This is a genomic window from Nocardia sp. 149-1B (genome assembly GCF_057747975.1).
Genome location: NZ_CM173233.1, coordinates 1,962,870 through 1,980,311, shown reverse-complemented (window position 1 = coordinate 1,980,311; position 17,442 = coordinate 1,962,870). Strand labels below are relative to the sequence as shown.

Here is a 17,442-nt window from a genome sequence, read left to right as displayed (position 1 = left end):
AGGGCAACGTCCAGCGCTCCCCTGTCTCCCGCCGAGATCAACGACGCTCCTCCCCGCACGTAACGCCCCCGAAACGCTGGGCTGGACCGGCACGCTCGGAGACCGCCCCTACGATGTGGGCGTGGAGCAGGAGGTCTGGTCGTCGTTCACCCGCGACCCGCGGCACTCCGAGAACACCGCGCTTCGCGCCTCCGACGCCGACCGCGAGGTGGTCCGAGAGGTGCTCACCGAGGCCTACGCCGACGGGCGGCTGGACCGCGAGGAGTTCGACGCCCGCAGCTCCGCGGTGGAGACCGCCCGGACGCTGGGCGACATGCCCGCGCTCCTGGAGGGACTGGTCGCGGTTGCGACCGGTTCGCTGCAGCCGTTCGGCGGCATCGGCGAGGGGCTGCTGACCTCGGCGCAGATCGAGGAGCGTGCCGTCGCGAAGTGGCGCTCGGACCGGCGCGAGGCGGTGGTCGGCTTCGTGGTCGCCTCGGTGATCACCTGGACGATCTGGAGCGTGGTGATGCTCGGCGGGTTCCCGTGGCCGCTGTTCGTGATGCTCGGCACCGGCATCAACGCGGTCAAGACGGTCACCTCGCGCACCGAGATCGTGGCCCGCGAGCGTCGCAAGCTCGAGAAGCGTCAGCGCAAGGCGCTCGGTCAGCCGTGGAAGCCGGACGAGCGCGACGAGTGAGCCCGGCCGCCAGGCTCGTGGTCAGCCCCGTCCGCGCCGTCAGTCCTCGTCGTCGTCCTCGTCGTCGTCGAGGAGACCCTCGCGACGGGCCTCGGCGACGATGCGCCGGACGTTGTCGATCGCACCGCAGTCGGCGTCGATCTGGGCGTTGCGCTCCTGGGCGAACAGCTGGCCCAGCTCGGCGCGCACCTTCTCCCCGACCTCCTCGCGGGCCGGATTGAGGATCGTCAGCTCCTCCTCGGTGATGTGGTGGTTGACGAGCTTGGCCAGCTCCTCCACCGCGTCCTCGAACTTCTGGGTGTCGGTGCCCTTGAGCTCGAGCACCGCGAGCAACGCCTCGTTGCCCTCCGCGTGCTCCTCGACGCCGTGGTCGGCCTCGTGGTCGTCGACGGCGTCCTTGCGCTTGAGCGCCGGGTAGACGTGCTTCTCCTCGGCCTCGGCGTGCGCCACGTGCAAGGTCGCGAACGCATGGCGGACGGCGTCGCGGTCGGAGCTGCTGTCCCGCAGGTCGCGCAGCAGCGCTTCGAAGCGCCGGTGGTCGTCGAGGATCAGCTCCACCACGTCGCCTTGAACGGGTCGGCCCAGATCGATGTTCGTCATGACCGGACGTATCCGCGTCGACGGTCGCTCAAACGCTCGCCATCGGGAGACGAGCTCCGGGTCGGCCACAGCACGAGCCAGCGGGCCACCGCGAGCCAGGCTGCGGCGTAGAAGACGCTCGCCAGCTCGTCCGTGGGGTGGTGGGCGCCCTGGTAGAGACGCGCCAACGCCACCGCGAGGGGCAGCAGCAGGAGCAGCCAGACCCAGCGGCGGGCACGCGGCGCCAGCCAGCCGACCAGCAACGCGGTGCCGGCGTACACCGCGATGGCGGTGCCGACGTGCCCCGACGGAAAGCTGTCGTCCGGGACGAGGCCGGGGTCGAGGATCCGGACCGGCGGGCGCTGCCGGGTGATCAACGCGGTGGCGATGCCGTAGCAGCCGCCGACTCCCGCCAGCACCAGTGCGAAGAACACCGCGGGGCGCGGCGAGCGGGCCCAGACAGAGAGGACCGCGGCCACCACGACGGCGACCGCGACACCCACCACGGTCTCGCCGAGGAACGTGCCCGCGTCGGCCAGACCGTTCAAGCCCGAGGCGCGCTCACCGGCGAACCACCGCACGACGCGGTTGTCCCCCGGGTCCACCGACGACTCGAGCGGGCCCGTGATCAGCCAGCCCACGCCGAGCACGACCGCCACGATGAGACCCCACGCGACGACCGCGGTCACGATGTCGCGCCAACCGTTCCTGAGTGCCGACTCCCTCTCCATGCGAGGGCCGTTCCCCGAGCGCTCGAGCACCATTCGCGGCCCGGAGGCCGCCGCTCAGGAGACCAGCTGCCGTGCCGCACGAACAGCGCGGCCCGCGTCCACCAGTCCGGACCCGAACACGTCGTCGCGTCCCGGTTCACCGAGGTCGTGGGCCGTCGCGCGCAGGATGCGCTCGGCCTGCCGGCCGGTGAGCCGCGGGTCGACGGCCTTCATCAGGGCGACCACACCACTGACCATCGGCGCGGAGAACGACGTGCCGCTGTAGTGCGAGAGCGTCGCGAACGGGTCGCAGGAGAGCACGTCCTCCGCAGGCGCGACCACGTCCACGTAGTCCCCGCGGGTCGAGAGCTCGTAGTGCTCGAGCCGGGAGTCCACGCCCCCGACCGCGATCACCCCGGGGTAGGCGGCCGGGTACTGCGGCCGGTCCTTGCTCTCGCCGGTGTTGCCGGCGCCCGCGACGACGATCACTCCGTGCCGGAGGGCGCGCGCGATCGCCGCGCGCAGGCTCGGCGTGTCCCGCGCCACGAGGCTCAGGTTGAGCACGTCCACCCCCTGCGCGACCGCCCAGCGGATGCCGGCGATGACCCGGCGCTGCGATGCGACGAAGCCGTCGAAGATGCGCGCCGACTTCAGCTTCGCGCCCGGTGCGACGCCGGTGATGCCACGCAGCCGGCCGCCGTCGGGTCGGGCGGCGATGATGCACGCGACCGCCGTGCCGTGGTCCTGGCGATCGATCCTGGCCGGTGGGCGCCCGCCGGCGAGGTTCACGGCCCCCGCGACCTGTCCGTTGAGCTCCCAGGTCGGGCCGATCCCCGAGTCGACGAGCGCGACCTGCACGCCACGACCGCGCGTGACCTGCCAGGCCGAGCGGGCGTGGACCACCTTCAACGCCCATTGGGGCTGGTGCCGCATCGCGGCACGCTTGCCGATGTCGTGGTAGTAGCCGTCGGCAGAGTGCGGCTGTGCCGAGGCGGGTGTCATGGCCGCAACCGCGCCGAGGAGAACCCCGGCAGCGAGACAGCCGAGAACGCGTGGGCGCATGGGGGCGGGCTCCTCGATGACCGTGCTCGTCGGTCTTCGGAACGCGATCCGACGCTCCCCCTGAACATCGACAGCTGCCCCGCGGATCTGAGCAGTCGCCGACTCAGGCCACGGTCCGGGTGATCCCCTCGAGCTCGTCGCGGTCGACGACCAACCGGGCCCGCACCCGGTAGCGGTAGACCTGGATCAGTCCGATCGCCCACAAGACGTACTGGGCGCTCATCGCCCAGCGGAACGCCGAGGGCGTGTAGCCGGAGCCGTCACCGGGGGTCCGCCAGTCGAGGATGATGCCGATCACGATGACCAGCACCAGGCTGGCGATGAAGCCGCCCTGGTTGATGATCCCGCTCGCGCTGGCGAGCCGCTCCTGCGGGTTGGAGGTCCGCCCGACGTCGAAGCCGATCATCGAGGCCGGTCCCCCCACGCCCACGACGAGCACCAGCACCACCAACATCCAGGTCGGGGCGTGACCGGGCCAGGCGAGGACGACGGTCCACACGCTCACGATGGCGGCGACGATCGTGAGCACCATCGTCGAGCGATGCCACGGGTGCGCGCCGACCAACCACCCGAGGGTGGGTCCGGCGCCCATCACCGCCAGCACCATCAGCGTGAGCAGCAGGCCTGCCGTCGAGGACGACTGGTGCTCGCCCTTCACGAAGAACGGATAGCCCCACAGCAGGCTCAGGGACGTCGCACTGAACTGTGTCGAGAAGTGCATCCAGAAGCCCAGCCGGGTGCCCGGGTGCGCCCACGAGGACGCCAGGCTGGTGCGTACGGCGGCCAGCGACAGCGCCGGCCCGCGCAGGTTGCGGTCCGTGGGTGAGTCGTGGAGGACGACGAGAAGGGCGACCGCCAGCAGGATCCCGACCGAGGCGGCCAGCAGGTAGGCCCGGGTCCAGCCGATGTTGCTGAGCGCCCAGGTCATGGGCACCGCCGCCAGGATCGCCCCCAGCTGGCCGAGCGTGCCGGTGAGCTGGGTGATCAGCGGGATGCGCCGCACGGGGAACCAGGTGCTCACGAGCCGGAGCACGCAGATGAACGTCATCGCATCACCCATGCCCACGAACACCCGCGCTACCAGCGCCGTGCCGTAGTCGTCGGCCAGGGCGAACCCGGCCTGGGCGACGGTCAGGACCAGCGTCCCGGCCAGCAGCACGCTGCGCGACCCGAACCGGTCCACCAGCAGGCCGACCGGGATCTGCATCCCGGCGTAGACGACCAGCTGGAGCATGGTGAACGTCGCCAGCTGGGACGCCGAGATGTCGAACCGCTCGGTCGCCGCGAGGCCGGCGACGGCAAGAGACGACCGATGGAAGACCGCCACCAGGTAGACGAGCAGGCCGACCGCCCAGACCGCGTAGGGGCTGCGCAGGCTCGGCGTCACTCCCCGGATTCTATGGCCGGTCGGCCGGGTGGCCCGAATCGTCAGCGAGGGTGGTTTCGAGGCTCAGGCCTGGCGGCCTTCGCACCTCAACCACCGTGCTCCGTCGGTGGTTGAGGTGCGAGCGAAGCGAGCCGGCCTCGGTGGTTGAGGTGCGAGCGAAGCGAGCCGGCCTCGGTGGTTGAGGTGCGAGCGAAGCGAGCCTCGAAACCACCCTCAGTCGAGGCAGAACTCGTTGCCCGCGGGGTCCTGCATCACGATGTGGCCGGCACTCATCGGCGGTCCGGGCTCGTAGCGCTGGACCCGGGTGGCTCCGAGCGCGACCAGCCGCTCGCACTCGGCCTCGAGCGCGGCCATCCGCTCCCCGCCTTGGAGACCCGGGGCGGCCCGGACGTCGAGGTGGACGCGGTTCTTGACGACCTTGCCCTCCGGGACGCGCTGGAAGAACAGGCGCGGGCCGTCGCCGGTCGGGTCCTGGGAGGCCGAGGCGCTGTTGCGCAGCTCCGGAGGCAGGGTCTGCGAGAACGCGTCCCACGAGTCGAAGCCCGGCGGGGGCGGCGGCAGCTCGTAGCCGAGCACCTCGTTCCAGAACAGCGACAGGGCGCGGGGATCCGCGCAGTCGAACGTCACCTGGACCTGCTTGATCGTCGTCACTTCGCACCGGCTGACATCATCTGGCGGAGCTCCTTCTTGAGGTCATTGATCTCGTCACGGAGCCGCGCCGCCACCTCGAAGTGCAGCTCGGCGGCCGCGCCCTTCATCTGGTCGGTGAGCTCCTGGATGAGCTGGGCCAGCTCGGCGCTCGGCAGACCCGCGAGGTCGGCGCTGTGCTGGCCGGCCTCGCCGCCGGCCATGCGGGAGAGTCCGGGGACCGGTGCCTTGCGCTTCTTGGGGTCGCCCTGCTGCCAGGTCTTCAAGAGCGCCTCGGTGTCGCCCTCCTCACGGGCGAGCATCTCGGTGATGTCGGCGATCTTCTTGCGCAGCGGTTGCGGATCGACACCGGCCGCGGTGTTGTAGGCGACCTGCTTCTCGCGGCGCCGGTTGGTCTCCTCGATCGCCTTCTCCATCGAGGGGGTGATCCTGTCGGCGTACATGTGCACCTGCCCCGAGACGTTGCGCGCCGCGCGACCGATGGTCTGGATCAGCGACTTGTCGGAGCGCAGGAAGCCCTCCTTGTCGGCGTCGAGGATCGACACCAGCGACACCTCCGGCAGGTCGAGGCCCTCGCGCAGCAGGTTGATGCCGACCAGGACGTCGTACTCCCCCATCCGTAGCTCGCGGAGCAGCTCGATGCGGCGCAGGGTGTCGACCTCGGAGTGGAGGTAGCGGGTGCGGATGCCGGCGTCGAGGAGGTAGTCGGTGAGGTCCTCGGACATCTTCTTCGTCAGCGTCGTGACCAGGACCCGCTCGTCCTTCTCCGAGCGGGTGCGGATCTCGTGGATCAGGTCGTCGATCTGGCCCTTGGTCGGCTTGATGACGACCTCGGGGTCGATCAGGCCGGTCGGGCGGATGATCTGCTCGACGCATGATCCCCCGACCCTGTCGAGCTCGTAGTTGCCTGGGGTGGCGGAGAGATAGATCGTCTGGCCGATCCGGTCCAGGAACTCCTCCCAGCGCAGCGGCCGGTTGTCCATCGCGCTCGGCAGCCGGAAGCCGTGGTCGACCAGGTTGCGCTTGCGGGACATGTCGCCTTCGTACATCCCGCCGATCTGCGGCACCGCGACGTGGGACTCGTCGATCACCACGAGGTAGTCCTCGGGGAAGTAGTCGAGCAGGCAGTTGGGCGCCGAGCCGTGGGTGCGGCCGTCCATGTGCATGGAGTAGTTCTCGATGCCGGAGCAGGAGCCGACCTGGCGCATCATCTCCACGTCGTACGTCGTGCGCATCCGCAGCCGCTGCGCCTCGAGCAGCTTGCCCTCCCGCTCGAACTTCGCGAGCTGGTCCTCCAGCTCGAGCTCGATGCCGCGGATCGCCTTCTCCATCCGCTCCGGTCCGGCGACGTAGTGGGTGGCGGGGAAGACGTAGAGCTCCTGGTCCTCGGTGACCACCTCGCCGGTGAGCGGGTGCAGCGTCATCAGCCGCTCGATCTCGTCACCGAAGAACTCGATGCGGACCGCGTGCTCCTCGTAGACCGGGAAGATCTCCAGGGTGTCGCCCCGGACCCGGAAGGTCCCGCGGGTGAACGACATGTCGTTGCGGGTGTACTGGATCTCGACGAGCTGGCGCAGGATCGAGTCGCGGTCGTGCTCCTCGCCGACCTTGACCCGCAGCATCCGGTCGACGTACTCCTGCGGGGTGCCGAGGCCGTAGATGCAGGACACGGTGCTGACGACGATCACGTCGCGTCGGGTGAGCAGGCTGTTGGTCGCGGAGTGGCGCAGCCGCTCGACCTCCTCGTTGATCGAGGAGTCCTTCTCGATGTAGGTGTCGGTCTGGGGGACGTAGGCCTCGGGCTGGTAGTAGTCGTAGTAGGAGACGAAGTACTCGACCGCGTTGTCAGGGAAGAGCTGGCGCAGCTCGTTGGCGAACTGAGCGGCGAGCGTCTTGTTCGGCTGGAGAACCAGCATCGGCCGCTGCACCTGCTCGGCCACCCAGGCCACCGTCGCGGTCTTGCCGGTGCCGGTCGCACCGAGCAGCACGACGTCCTGCACGCCGGCGTTGATGCGCGCGGTGATCTCCTTGATCGCCGCGGGCTGGTCACCGGAGGGCTGGTAGTCGGAGACCACCTTGAACGGCGCCACCCGGCGTTCGAGATCGGTGACAGGTCGCATGCATCGAGCGTAGACGCGGCCACCGACAGCCTCCGCCACCGCCGACCCGGCCGCTGGCCGAGCTCAGGCCATTAGGACTTCTTCGGCAGAAAGCCAGCGGACTTGAGGAGTAGTGATTAACGTCTCAAGCGGCCCGGCTCTTCCCGGGCCACCTCTGATGTGGGGAGAACCAATGAACAGGCACGTCAAGACAGGCGGCATCGTCCTCATCGCAGCGACGCTCTTCGCCGCCGGCGGCATGAGCTCTGCGGTGGGAGCTCGGCTGATCACCGGTGAGCAGATCGCCAGCGAGACGATCACCCAGAAGAACATGCACGAGAACAGCATCGGCAGCTCCGAGATCAAGGGTGGCGCCGTCAACTGGTGGGACCTCAACGGCGACGTCCAGAGCCGCCTCGACAAGGTCGGCGAGACCGGGCCGCAGGGACCCGCCGGTGCCGACGGTGCCACCGGGCCTGCTGGTGCGACCGGGCCTGCCGGACCCGCCGGAGCCGCAGGGCCTCAGGGTGCCCCTGGTGCGCCGGGTGCGACCGGACCTCAGGGCCTCTCCGGCCTCGAGGGCGCGTTCTACGCCGTCGCGTACTACGACTCGGGCGACACGAACTCCGGCGCCATCGCGACGGTCGCCTGCGACCCGTCGTCGCAGAACTACACCGCGCTGGCCGGCGGCGCCCAGATGATCGGGCTCCCCGGCGGGGAGTCGACCCCGGTCGCCTCGTCGTTCCCCGGCCGGATGGACTGGAACACCAACGCCCCGAGGCCGAACCGGCTCGACGGCTGGATCGTGCAGTTCGACGGCGCGGTCAACGAGCCTCCGTACAAGGCGAAGATCTGGGCACTGTGCGTCCCGCGCACCGACATCCCGGTCACCCAGACCTACCTGGAGTCGGCGTCCAGCTGACCTGAGCACGTCGTGTGGGATCGAGGGGCCTGGGCCGTACGGCGCGGGCCCCTCGTCCTTTCTCGCTAGATTGTCCCCGTGAGCAGCCGCCTGTCGAACGCCGAAGGTGTGCTCCGGGTCGTACGCCGCACGCTGCTGACGGTCTTCGGCATCCAGGTCGCGATCGCGATCGGCATGTCCCTGGTCGACTCCTACCGTCGCCGCGGCAAGAAGCCGAAGCCCTTCCCGGTCACGCCGCCGCGGCCCGTTCCCGTCGGTGACGGCACCCTCACGACGTACACCTATGGCCAGGACCTGTTCGAGGCCATGCTGGCCGCGATCGAGAGCGCGCAGCGGCAGATCCTCTTCGAGACCTACATCTGGAAGGGCGACGAGACCGGGGAGCGGTTCAAGTCGGCGCTCGCCGCAGCCGCGAACCGTGGCGTCGAGGTCTACTGCATCTTCGACGGGTTCGCGAACCTCGTCGTCTCGCCCCGGTTCAAGCACTTCCCGCCCGGCATGAAGGTGCTGCGCTACCCGACGTACCCCGCCGGGCTGCGGTTCTACGACCTGCGGCGCTACGGCCGCGACCACCGCAAGATCCTCGTCGTCGACGACGCGGTCGGCTTCGTCGGTGGCTACAACATCGGCTCGGCGTACGCGACCGAGTGGCGCGACACGCACGTGCGGATCAGCGGGCCCGGCGTGTGGGACCTCAAGCGCGCGTTCGCGGACTTCTGGAACCTCAACCGGCGCCGGCGGCTCGGGACGAGCGAGCGACCGCTGCTGCTCGAGACCGCGTCCACGTGGGAGCCACGCATCCGGATCCACCGCAACGTGCCGCTGCTGTGGATGTTCCCGATCCGGGCGATGTACATCGAGGCCATCAGCCGAGCCTCGACCAACGTCTGGATGACGCAGGCCTACTTCCTGCCCGACCAGGACTTCGTCGACGCGATGAAGGACGCCGCCCAGCGCGGGGTCGACGTACGCCTGCTGCTCCCCCACAAGTCCAACCACATCGTCGCCGACTGGCTCTCGCGCGGCTACTTCTCCCAGCTGCTCGACGCGGGGGTGCGGATCTTCCGGTTCAAGGACGCGATGGTGCACGCCAAGACCGCGACCATCGACGGCACCTGGTCGACGGTCGGTACGGCGAACATCGACCGGCTCAGCCTGAGCGGCAACTACGAGATCAATGTGGAGATCATCGACCCCGGCTTCGCGGAAGCGATGGAGGAGATCTATCGCACCGACGAGTCGCACTCCCTCGAGCTGACCCACGCCGAGTGGGAGGCCCGCGACCTGCACCGCAAGTTCACCGAGGCGCTGCTCGGGCCGCTGCGGCCGCTGCTGTGACCGGGCGCTACCGCGGCTGCGGGATGTCCATGATCGAGCTGAGCTGGAGCGCCTTCGCGCGGTCGCCCTTGACCTTGAGCTGACCCTTGACGACGCCCGCCAGCGGGTTGAGGTGGCCGGTCGCGAGCCGCAGGTAGTCGTGAGCGTGGCAGGTGACCGTCGCATCGCGATCCCCGTCCTCGGCGACCTCCGCGCCCGAGGTGACCGTCGCGGCGCCGCCGGAGACGCGGACGACATAGCGCTCGACCTCACCGGTGGGGTTGCCGAGCAGCCGGAAGCCGACGGTCAGCTCCACGCCGCGGGCCCGCTCGGCGTCGACGAACTCCGGCAGGCGGCGGAAGATCTCGCCCAGCACGACCGGGCGGAAGCCGGAGGACATGACCTTCTCCAGGTGCTGGCGGGGAGCGTGCTTCAGCGCCGTCGCGACGTCGACCGGGTCGAGCGCGGTGGGATCGACGGCAACCGCGTCGGTGCCCGGCACCCGGAAGATGCCGCCCACCGCGAGCGCCAGCTCGGCGTCCCCCTCGATGTCGAGCTTGCCGGAGAGGTACTCCAGGCCGGCGTTGCGCTCGCCGCTCACCAGGCGGACGAACCTCAGGACGCTCGTGCACAGCACCACGTCGACCTCGCCGTGCGGATCGTCGATGATCTCGATGTCACCGCCGGTGAAGCGCAGCGCGTGCCGTTCGAGCAGCCGCCCGCGGCGCTCCAGGTCGATGCGGACCGTGCCGTGCAGCGGCGCGAGCCGCTCGGGCACGGCGTACTCGTGCAGCCGACGGAGGATGCCGAGGATCGCCGCCGGACGGACCTCGTCGCGGCCGAACAGGCCAAGCAGGTCGTCGTCGGACGTGGCGGCGACGGCGGCCACGAGCGCCTCGGGATCGGCCTCGGCGAAGAACGCCGCGGCCTCGTCCGCGTCGGCGGTGTGCAGGGACTCCAAGCTCATCGAGCGGTCCATCAGGTCCTCGTCACCTTCGCTGGGAGATGGGTGCGCGGGGCCATCCTCGGGCCGTGCCGCTCACGACGCCCGGCCACCAGGGCGAGCAGCACCGGCACCCGCCCGCGGTGGGGGCGCCACGGCTCGAGGAACTCGGCCATCTCGGCGTCGTCGAAGGCCCGCCCGGCCACCGCGAAGCCGACGTCCTTGGCCACGTGGTAGTCGCCGAACGAGACCGCGTCGGGGTCACCGTGGGCGCGCTGGCGCACCTCGGCGGCCGTCCAGACCCCGATGCCGGGCAGGGTGGTGAGGCGGCGCTCGACCTCCTCGCCGGGGAGCCCGGCGGTGCGCTCGAGGGCGTCGGCGACGCGGGCTGCCGTCACCAGCGCCCGGGAGCGCGCGGGGTCGACGTGCATCCGCAGCCACTCCCAGGACGGCACCTGGCGGAGGGTGGCCGCATCGGGCTGCACCCACAGCCGCAGCTCGGTGCCGGGACCGGGCGCGCGCTCGCCGTAGCGGTGCACGAGCATCCGGAACCCGGCGAACGCCTCTTGCCCGGTCACCTTCTGCTCGATGATCGCGGGCACCAGGGACTCCATCACCAGGCCGGTGCGGCCCAGCCGCCAGTGGGAGTAGCGGCGCCAGCCCTCGGCGACGATCGGGTGGAGGCCGGGTTCGAAGCCGGCCACGTCGTCGTCGGCACCGAGGAGCGCGGGCAGGTGCTCGAGCACCCAGGCGGCGCCCGGCCCCCACGCCTCGGCACGAACCATGCCCTCGACCGGGCGGGCGCGGACCGCGAGCGTGGTGGGCCCGCTGGGCGTGCGGATGCCACGCCAGTGGGTGTCGCCGTCGATGCGGTAGGTCGGGTCGCCCGCGCCTCGGCGGTGCACGCCGAGCACCGAGCCCACGGGACACGGCCAGTCCGGCCGCCACTCCCGCACCTCACTGCTCACGTCCCGAACCTAGTCGACCCCGCGGACACTGGAACACGTTCTAGTCGTGGCTAGTCTGAGCGCATGACGCTGCAGATCGAGGACCGCGCCCGGGTCCGCACGCTCATCCTGGACCGGCCCGAGGCCCTCAACGCGTTCAACGAGGAGCTGTACGACGCCACCACGGACGCGCTGCGCGCCGCCGCCGAGGATCCCGAGGTCGCCGTCGTCCTGCTCACCGGCAACGGCCGCGGGTTCAGCGCCGGCACCGACCTGCTCGAGATGCACGCCCGCGCCACCGACCCGGCTTTCGTCCCCGGCCGGCACGGCTTCGTCGGCCTGGTCGACGCGCTCGAGGAGTTCCCCAAGCCGCTGATCTGTGCCGTCAACGGCGTGGGCCTGGGGATCGGGACCACGATCCTGGGCTTCGCCGACCTGGCCTTCATGTCGACCACCGCCCGCCTCAAGTGCCCGTTCACCAGCCTGGGGGTCGCTCCGGAGGCGGCGTCGTCGTACCTCCTCCCCCGGCTCGTCGGCCGGCAGGACGCGGCGTGGGTGCTGCTGTCGGCCGAGTGGATCTCCGCGCAGGAGGCGCTCGACATGGGGCTCGTCTGGCGACTCTGCGAGCCCGGCGACCTGCTCGCGGAGGCGCGCCGGCACGCAGAGGTGCTCGCCGCCCGGCCGATCTCGTCCCTGGTCGCGGTCAAGCGCACGATGACCGAGCCCCTGCGCGCCGGCATCGCCGCGGCCCGCGAGCGGGAGAACGCCGCGTTCGCCGAGCTGATGGGCGGGCCCGCCAACCTCGAGGCGCTCACGGCCTTCGCCGAGGGCCGCGAGCCCGACTTCAGCGGCCTCTGACGTTGATTCGGGCGGCCCGAATCAACGTTCAGAGGTCCCGACTCAACCGAAGGTGACGTCGGCGGTGGGGGCGACGTCCGCGGTGCGGCCGGGGGCGTTGTGGTACTGCCAGTAGAGGTTCGTGTGGGTGATGACGAGGTCCGGCGTGGGGGCTCCGTAGGCGCTGTGGTCCTCGGTGGTGTGGGCGTCGGCGACCAGGAGCACGTCGTAGCCGCGGGTGCTCGCGCCATGGAGGGTCGAGCGGATGCACGCGTCGGTCTGCGCTCCGCTCACCACCAGCCGGCCGGCGCCGAGGCCGGCCAGCACGTCCTCGAGGTCGGTCTCCTCGAAGGAGTCGCCGTACCTCTTGTGCACGATCGCCTCACCGACGGCCGGCACCAGCTCGGGCACGATCTGCCACGCCTCGGTGTCGCGCGCCATCGCGTCGTCGGAGTGCTGCACCCACACCACCGGCGTGCCGGCGGTCCGCGCGCGGTCGACGAGCGTGGCGATGTTCGCCACGACGCGGTCGCGGTCGTGGGCGGTCGCGACGACGTCGTTCTGGACGTCGACGACGAGCAGGGCGGTCTGGGTTCGGTTCTCGAGAGTGGTCATGGAACGACCGTAGGGGCCAAACTGGACGATCTACTTCCTCATCAGGAGCCCACTCCCAGGAGCACTGTGGCCAGCGAATCCAGTCCGACCTCCCGGGCCCTGCTCGCCCTCGAGGCATTGCAGGACTCCCCCGGCATCACCGCCGAGCGCCTCGGGCGGCGGCTGGGCGTCACCTCGCGGGCGGCCCGGCGGTACGTCGAGATCCTGCGCGAGGCCGACATCCCCGTGGAGTCGCTGCGCGGGCCGGACGGCGGCTACCGGCTCGGCCGCGGCGTGCGGCCGCCGCCGTTGCGGTTCGGCGCGGACGAGGCGCTCGGTCTCGTGATGGCCGCGCTCGACGGGCAGCACGACGCCGCGGACCCCGAGGGTCCGGTGGGCCGCGCCCTCGGCAAGCTGCTCGGTGCGCTGCCGCGGTCGGTGGCGGCGCAGGCGGAGGCGGTCCGGCGTACGGCGACTCCTGTCCCCCAGCGCTCCCCTGCCCGCCCGCACCCGGCGACCACGGTCGCCCTCGTCGGGGCCTGCGCGGAGCGGCGGCGAGTGCGCCTCGACTACCGCACCGAGGCCGGCAACGAGCGGCTGCTCGAGGCCGAGCCGTGGGCGGTGGTGGTGCGCTACGGGCGGTGGTACCTGCTGTGCCGCTCGGTCACCGCCGACGCGGTCCGCACCTACCGCATCGACCGAGTCGCGGGCGTCCAGACCTTGTCCGAGACGTTCGAGCCGCCGCCGGACCTGGACCCGGTCGCCGTCCTGGAGGAGAACCTCGGCGCCGGCTGGGACCACGAGGTGCGGGTGCTGGTGGACGCACCGCTCGCGCAGGTCGCGGCCGCGATCCCGCGCACCATGGGCCGGCTCGAGGAGGTGGACGCGGTGAGGACCCGCCTGGTCGGCTCGACCCGCAACGTGAGGTCGTACGCCGAGCAGCTGACGATGCTCCCCGGCACGTTCGTGATCGAGGAGGGCGAGGAGGTCCGCGCGGAGGTCGTCGCGCTCGCCGAGCGTCTCAGCGCGGCAGCCCGACGCTCGCCGGCGGCTCGGTGAGCACACGCAGCGCCAGCCGGGTCGTGTCGGGAACGCCCAGGTGGCCGACCACCCGGGACACCCGGTCGGGCTCGAGCGGGAGGAGTCCCGGACTGCCGGGCACGTCGGGGGTGAGCCCGAGGTCGAGGTCGGTGCGCCCCGACATCATCGACAGGTTGAACTCGAAGCGCTCGCGGGCGCCGGGCGCGGTCAGCCGCGCGAGCAGCGTGGACCCGATCCGGCGCACTCCCTGCTCCTCGCAGTAGGAGTCGATCGTCGCGACCAGCGTCGCGCCCGCGCAATGGTCGATGTCGGCCCAGACCGCCCGCATCGACCCCATCTGGGAGAGCAGCACCGGAGCGGTCTTCTCACCGATCCCCGGCACCCCCGGGAGGTTGTCGCTGGTGTCGCCGCGGAGTGCGGCGTACTCCAGGTAGTGCTCCGCCGCGATGCCGTAGAGCGCATGCAGGCGCGCGGGGTTGAGCAGCGGCGAGCCGTTGATGCCGCCCGTGATCAGGCGCAGCACCTGCGTGCGCTCGCTGATGTGGGCGAACGCGTCGCGGTCCGACGTGATCAGCACGCAGCTCCAGCCGTTGCGCTCGGCCCAGGTCGCCGCGGATGCGTTGACGTCGTCGGCCTCGAGGCCGGCGGGGGTGACCGTGAGCATGCCGAGGGCGTCGAGCAGCGCCGCGGCGCGCTCGAGCTGGTCGACGAGGTCGGGGTGCTTCTCGGCGCGGCCGGCCTTGTACGCCGGGTACATCGCCTCACGGACGGACGTACGCCGGTCGTCGAGCCCGAACAGCACCGCGTCCGGCGCGAACTGGTCGATGGCCTCCAGGATCTGGCGCAGCATCCCGTGCAGCGCCCAGGCCGGGCGGCCGCCCTGGTCGCGCAGCCCGGACTCCGCGCGCGCGTGGTGGTTGCGGTGCAGCAGCGACGGCGCGTCGACGGCCAGCAGCAGGCGCCCGTCGTTCATCCCTCGCACGGGCACCACCGTAGGGCGCGAGCCCGGGATCTAGCCGACGAGGTAGTCCCGGACGTTCGGCGGCAGCCCGAGGACGACCGTCCGACCGTTGTGCTCGACGCTGAGCCCGCGGTCGGTCAGGCCCAGGGTCCAGCGGTGCAGGTCGAGCCGGACCCGGAGCGAGTCGAGCAGCACCGTGGCACGCTCGGCGACGTCGCGGGGCTCCTGGTTGGTGGCGAGGATCAGCTCGAAGGCGAGCGCGCCGGGGTTGAGGTCGCCGAGCTGCTCCAGCACCTCGTCGAGGTCGATCAGCGTCGGCGCCAGCAGCAGGTCGGTGAAGTCGTGGGGTCGCACGGTCATGGGCCGGCCTCCTTCCGCACCCGACGCTAGTGACGCGGGGACGGCCGCACACGGGGCCAAGGTCCCGTCCGGCCGCGCCCGTTGTCCCTGGGTTCGTCTTGAATGGGGTCGTGCTGCTCGCCGATGTCGTCGCCACCTCTGCCACCGTCGCCGCGACCCGGTCCCGCAAGGCCAAGGTCGTCGCGATCGCCGAGCTGCTCGCGCATGCCGACGGCGAGGAGCTCGAGACGGTCACGGCGTACGTCGGCGGCTCGCTGCGCCAGCGCCGCACGGGCCTGGGGTGGCGCGGTCTCACCACGCTGCCGGCGCCCGCCCCGGTGTCGACCCTGGCCGTGTCCGAGGTCCACGAGGCGTTCGACAGGATCGCCGCGCTGGCCGGAGCCGGGTCGCAGGCCGCCCGGTCGGCCGCGGTCGCCGAGCTGTTCGGCAGGGCGACGTCCGAGGAGCAGGCCTGGCTGCGCGGCGTCGTCACCGGCGAGGTGCGCCAGGGCGCGCTGGACTCGCTGGTGCAGGAGGGCCTGGCCGCCGCGGCCGACGTGCCGCTGGCGTCGGTGCGGCGCGCCGCGATGCTCGCCGGGTCGACGGTGGCGGTGGCCCGGGCCGCGTTCTCAGGGACGGAGGCACTCGGCGCGATCGGACTCCAGGTGGGTCGACCGGTGCTGCCGATGCTCGCCTCCAGTGCGCCCGACCTGGCGGCGGCGATGGCCAAGGCGGGCGGCGGGCAGGTCGCGGTCGACACCAAGCTCGACGGCATCCGCATCCAGGTGCACCGCTCGGGGTCCGAGGTCATCGTGGCCACGAGGTCCCTGGAGGACATCACTGCCCGTCTGCCCGAGGTCGTCGACGTGGCGCTGGCACTGCCGGCGCAGTCGTTCGTGCTCGACGGCGAGGCGCTGGCGCTGACCGAGGACGGCCGGCCGCGACCGTTCCAGGAGACCGCGTCCCGCACGGCCATGGGGGCCGGCGTCGCGGTCACGCCTTACTTCTTCGACGTGCTGCACCTCGACGGCCACGACCTGCTCGACGCCCCCGCGTCCGAGCGCGCGGCGGCGTTGGAGCGACTGGTCCCGGTCGAGCACCGGGTGCCCCGGGTCGTGACCGACGACGTGGAGGTGGCCTCGGAGTTCCTCGCGGGTGCGCTGCGCTCGGGTCACGAGGGCGTCGTGGTCAAGGGGCTCGCCGCGCCCTACGACGCCGGCCGCCGCGGCGCGTCCTGGGTGAAGGTCAAGCCCGTGCACACCCTCGACCTGGTCGTGCTCGCCGTGGAGTGGGGCTCCGGCCGGCGCCAGGGCTGGCTGTCCAACATCCACCTCGGCGCCCGCGACCCCGCCACGGGCGGGTTCGTGATGCTCGGCAAGACGTTCAAGGGGATGACCGACGAGATGCTCGCCTGGCAGACCGAGCGCTTCCTCGAGCTGGAGACCTCGCGCTCGTCCTACGTCGTGCACGTGCGGCCCGAGCAGGTCGTCGAGATCGCCTTCGACGGCGTGCAGCGCTCGAGCCGCTACCCCGGGGGTGTGGCGCTGCGGTTCGCCCGGGTCGTCCGCTATCGCGACGACAAGCCGGTGTCCGAGATCGACACGATCGAGGCGGTGCGCTCGTTCCTGGGGTGACTGGCGCGTCACACTCGTGCAACTGCCAGTTGCACAGTCGTACGATGACGTCATGACCAGCACCACCTCGGACACCGACGGGCGCCGATCGGCGGCCGCGGCCAGGCGCCGGGCCCGCGAGAAGGACATCATCGCCGCCACCCGGGCGCTGTTCGACCAACGCGGCGTCCGCGACGCCCAGATCGAGGACATCGCCCGGGCCGTCGGCATCAACCGTGCGATCGTCTACCGCCACTTCACCGGCAAGGAGGAGCTGTTCGCGCTCACCCTGGTCGGCTATCTCGACGAGCTGCGCGATGCCCTCGCGGCAGCGGCCGAGACCTCCACCGATCCGCACCAGCGGCTGACCGCGCTCGTGGGTGCGTTCGTGGAGTACGGCGTGGCGCACCCCGCGTTCGTCGACTGCGCGCAGACCCTGATGCGGCGTACCGGCCCCGAGCTCTTCGACGAGATGTCCGAGGGCGCGATGCTCCGCCTGGGCCGGAGCATCTCCTCGTGTCTCGCGACGCTGAGCCAGGTGCTCGAGGACGGCGTCGAGGCCGGCGCCTTCAGCGTCGAGGACCCGACCCTGCTCGCCAACACGCTCTACGCCAGCGGTCTCGGCGCACTCCAGCTCGCCCGGGTGGGCATCCTGGTCAAGGAAGCAGCTCCCGGCATCCCCACCGTCGGTCGCATCTCCGCCGACCAGGTGCGCGACTACCTGGTCGCGTCGGCGTTGGCGCTCGCCAGCCGCTGAGCCGGGA

The 17,442-nt window shown here is 71.4% G+C and carries 18 protein-coding genes; 7 read left to right on the top strand and 11 right to left on the bottom strand.

The genetic code is table 11. From position 1 onward, the window contains the following. The first annotated feature begins 121 nt into the window (after positions 1 to 121). Positions 122 to 679, top strand: coding sequence for a DUF1707 SHOCT-like domain-containing protein (locus AC3ANS_RS09455; protein WP_488295907.1), 558 nt, complete (start codon positions 122 to 124; stop codon positions 677 to 679). Positions 680 to 718: 39 nt separating this feature from the next. Here the strand turns inward: AC3ANS_RS09455 and AC3ANS_RS09450 are convergent, their stop codons facing one another. The 6 genes from AC3ANS_RS09450 to uvrB all read right to left on the bottom strand — a co-directional run bounded on the left by AC3ANS_RS09450 (position 719) and on the right by uvrB (position 7,185). Then, positions 719 to 1,279 (bottom strand): hemerythrin domain-containing protein, encoded by a 561-nt coding sequence (locus AC3ANS_RS09450; protein ID WP_488295906.1) that lies wholly within the window; start codon positions 1,277 to 1,279, stop codon positions 719 to 721. After that, positions 1,276 to 1,989: a phosphatase PAP2 family protein gene (locus AC3ANS_RS09445; RefSeq protein ID WP_488295905.1), complete on the bottom strand. Its 714-nt coding sequence runs from the start codon at positions 1,987 to 1,989 to the stop codon at positions 1,276 to 1,278. The genes AC3ANS_RS09450 and AC3ANS_RS09445 overlap by 4 nt, the downstream gene beginning before the upstream one ends. Before the next feature lie 54 nt (positions 1,990 to 2,043). Further along, positions 2,044 to 2,970, bottom strand: a complete 927-nt coding sequence (locus AC3ANS_RS09440) for a S8 family peptidase (RefSeq protein WP_488295904.1) — start codon at positions 2,968 to 2,970, stop codon at positions 2,044 to 2,046. Between the two features lie 163 nt (positions 2,971 to 3,133). After that, complete coding sequence (locus tag AC3ANS_RS09435) at positions 3,134 to 4,417, bottom strand: MFS transporter (protein WP_488295903.1); 1,284 nt, start codon at positions 4,415 to 4,417, stop codon at positions 3,134 to 3,136. A gap of 213 nt (positions 4,418 to 4,630) precedes the next feature. Then, complete coding sequence (locus AC3ANS_RS09430; RefSeq protein WP_488295902.1) at positions 4,631 to 5,068, bottom strand: VOC family protein; 438 nt, start codon at positions 5,066 to 5,068, stop codon at positions 4,631 to 4,633. Then, complete coding sequence (gene uvrB / locus AC3ANS_RS09425) at positions 5,065 to 7,185, bottom strand: excinuclease ABC subunit UvrB (protein ID WP_488295901.1); 2,121 nt, start codon at positions 7,183 to 7,185, stop codon at positions 5,065 to 5,067. Before uvrB ends, AC3ANS_RS09430 begins: the two co-directional genes overlap by 4 nt. Positions 7,186 to 7,357: 172 nt before the next feature. Here uvrB and AC3ANS_RS09420 point away from each other — a divergent pair, with 172 nt between their 5' ends. Together AC3ANS_RS09420 and AC3ANS_RS09415 are read left to right on the top strand one after the other, a co-directional pair. After that, positions 7,358 to 8,086 carry a hypothetical protein gene (locus AC3ANS_RS09420; RefSeq protein ID WP_488295900.1) on the top strand — a complete coding sequence of 243 codons (729 nt, stop codon included), beginning with the start codon at positions 7,358 to 7,360 and terminating at the stop codon, positions 8,084 to 8,086. A gap of 78 nt (positions 8,087 to 8,164) precedes the next feature. Beyond that, entirely contained in the window at positions 8,165 to 9,424 is a 1,260-nt protein-coding gene (locus AC3ANS_RS09415; protein ID WP_488295899.1) for a phospholipase D-like domain-containing protein, read from the top strand. 7 nt (positions 9,425 to 9,431) lie between these two features. On the opposite strand, the gene AC3ANS_RS09410 is transcribed toward AC3ANS_RS09415, so the two are convergent. Next, positions 9,432 to 10,382, bottom strand: coding sequence for an SCP2 sterol-binding domain-containing protein (locus AC3ANS_RS09410; protein ID WP_488295898.1), 951 nt, complete (start codon positions 10,380 to 10,382; stop codon positions 9,432 to 9,434). Next, positions 10,382 to 11,314, bottom strand: coding sequence for a DNA-3-methyladenine glycosylase family protein (locus tag AC3ANS_RS09405; protein WP_488295897.1), 933 nt, complete (start codon positions 11,312 to 11,314; stop codon positions 10,382 to 10,384). The genes AC3ANS_RS09410 and AC3ANS_RS09405 overlap by 1 nt, the downstream gene beginning before the upstream one ends. A 63-nt stretch (positions 11,315 to 11,377) precedes the next feature. Between AC3ANS_RS09405 and AC3ANS_RS09400 the strand changes: the two genes are divergently transcribed. Then, positions 11,378 to 12,151, top strand: a complete 774-nt coding sequence (locus AC3ANS_RS09400) for an enoyl-CoA hydratase/isomerase family protein (RefSeq protein ID WP_488295896.1) — start codon at positions 11,378 to 11,380, stop codon at positions 12,149 to 12,151. 42 nt (positions 12,152 to 12,193) lie between these two features. Here the strand turns inward: AC3ANS_RS09400 and AC3ANS_RS09395 are convergent, their stop codons facing one another. Further along, positions 12,194 to 12,745, bottom strand: a complete 552-nt coding sequence (locus tag AC3ANS_RS09395) for an isochorismatase family protein (protein WP_488295895.1) — start codon at positions 12,743 to 12,745, stop codon at positions 12,194 to 12,196. A gap of 66 nt (positions 12,746 to 12,811) precedes the next feature. On the opposite strand from AC3ANS_RS09395, the gene AC3ANS_RS09390 reads away from it, so the two are divergent. Continuing rightward, positions 12,812 to 13,783, top strand: a complete 972-nt coding sequence (locus AC3ANS_RS09390) for a helix-turn-helix transcriptional regulator (RefSeq protein WP_488295894.1) — start codon at positions 12,812 to 12,814, stop codon at positions 13,781 to 13,783. Here the strand turns inward: AC3ANS_RS09390 and AC3ANS_RS09385 are convergent. Together AC3ANS_RS09385 and AC3ANS_RS09380 are read right to left on the bottom strand one after the other, a co-directional pair. Then, the gene (locus tag AC3ANS_RS09385; RefSeq protein WP_488296463.1) at positions 13,746 to 14,738 is read right to left on the bottom strand and encodes a 5'-3' exonuclease; all 993 of its coding nucleotides are present in this window, start codon (positions 14,736 to 14,738) and stop codon (positions 13,746 to 13,748) included. The two genes, AC3ANS_RS09390 and AC3ANS_RS09385, sit on opposite strands and share 38 nt — an antisense overlap. Before the next feature lie 39 nt (positions 14,739 to 14,777). Further along, positions 14,778 to 15,086: a hypothetical protein gene (locus AC3ANS_RS09380; protein ID WP_488295893.1), complete on the bottom strand. Its 309-nt coding sequence runs from the start codon at positions 15,084 to 15,086 to the stop codon at positions 14,778 to 14,780. A gap of 110 nt (positions 15,087 to 15,196) precedes the next feature. Here AC3ANS_RS09380 and AC3ANS_RS09375 point away from each other — a divergent pair, with 110 nt between their 5' ends. Continuing rightward, positions 15,197 to 16,699 carry an ATP-dependent DNA ligase gene (locus AC3ANS_RS09375; RefSeq protein WP_488295892.1) on the top strand — a complete coding sequence of 501 codons (1,503 nt, stop codon included), beginning with the start codon at positions 15,197 to 15,199 and terminating at the stop codon, positions 16,697 to 16,699. Between the two features lie 52 nt (positions 16,700 to 16,751). Further along, positions 16,752 to 17,435, top strand: a complete 684-nt coding sequence (locus AC3ANS_RS09370; protein WP_488295891.1) for a TetR/AcrR family transcriptional regulator — start codon at positions 16,752 to 16,754, stop codon at positions 17,433 to 17,435. Positions 17,436 to 17,442 lie beyond the last annotated feature (7 nt).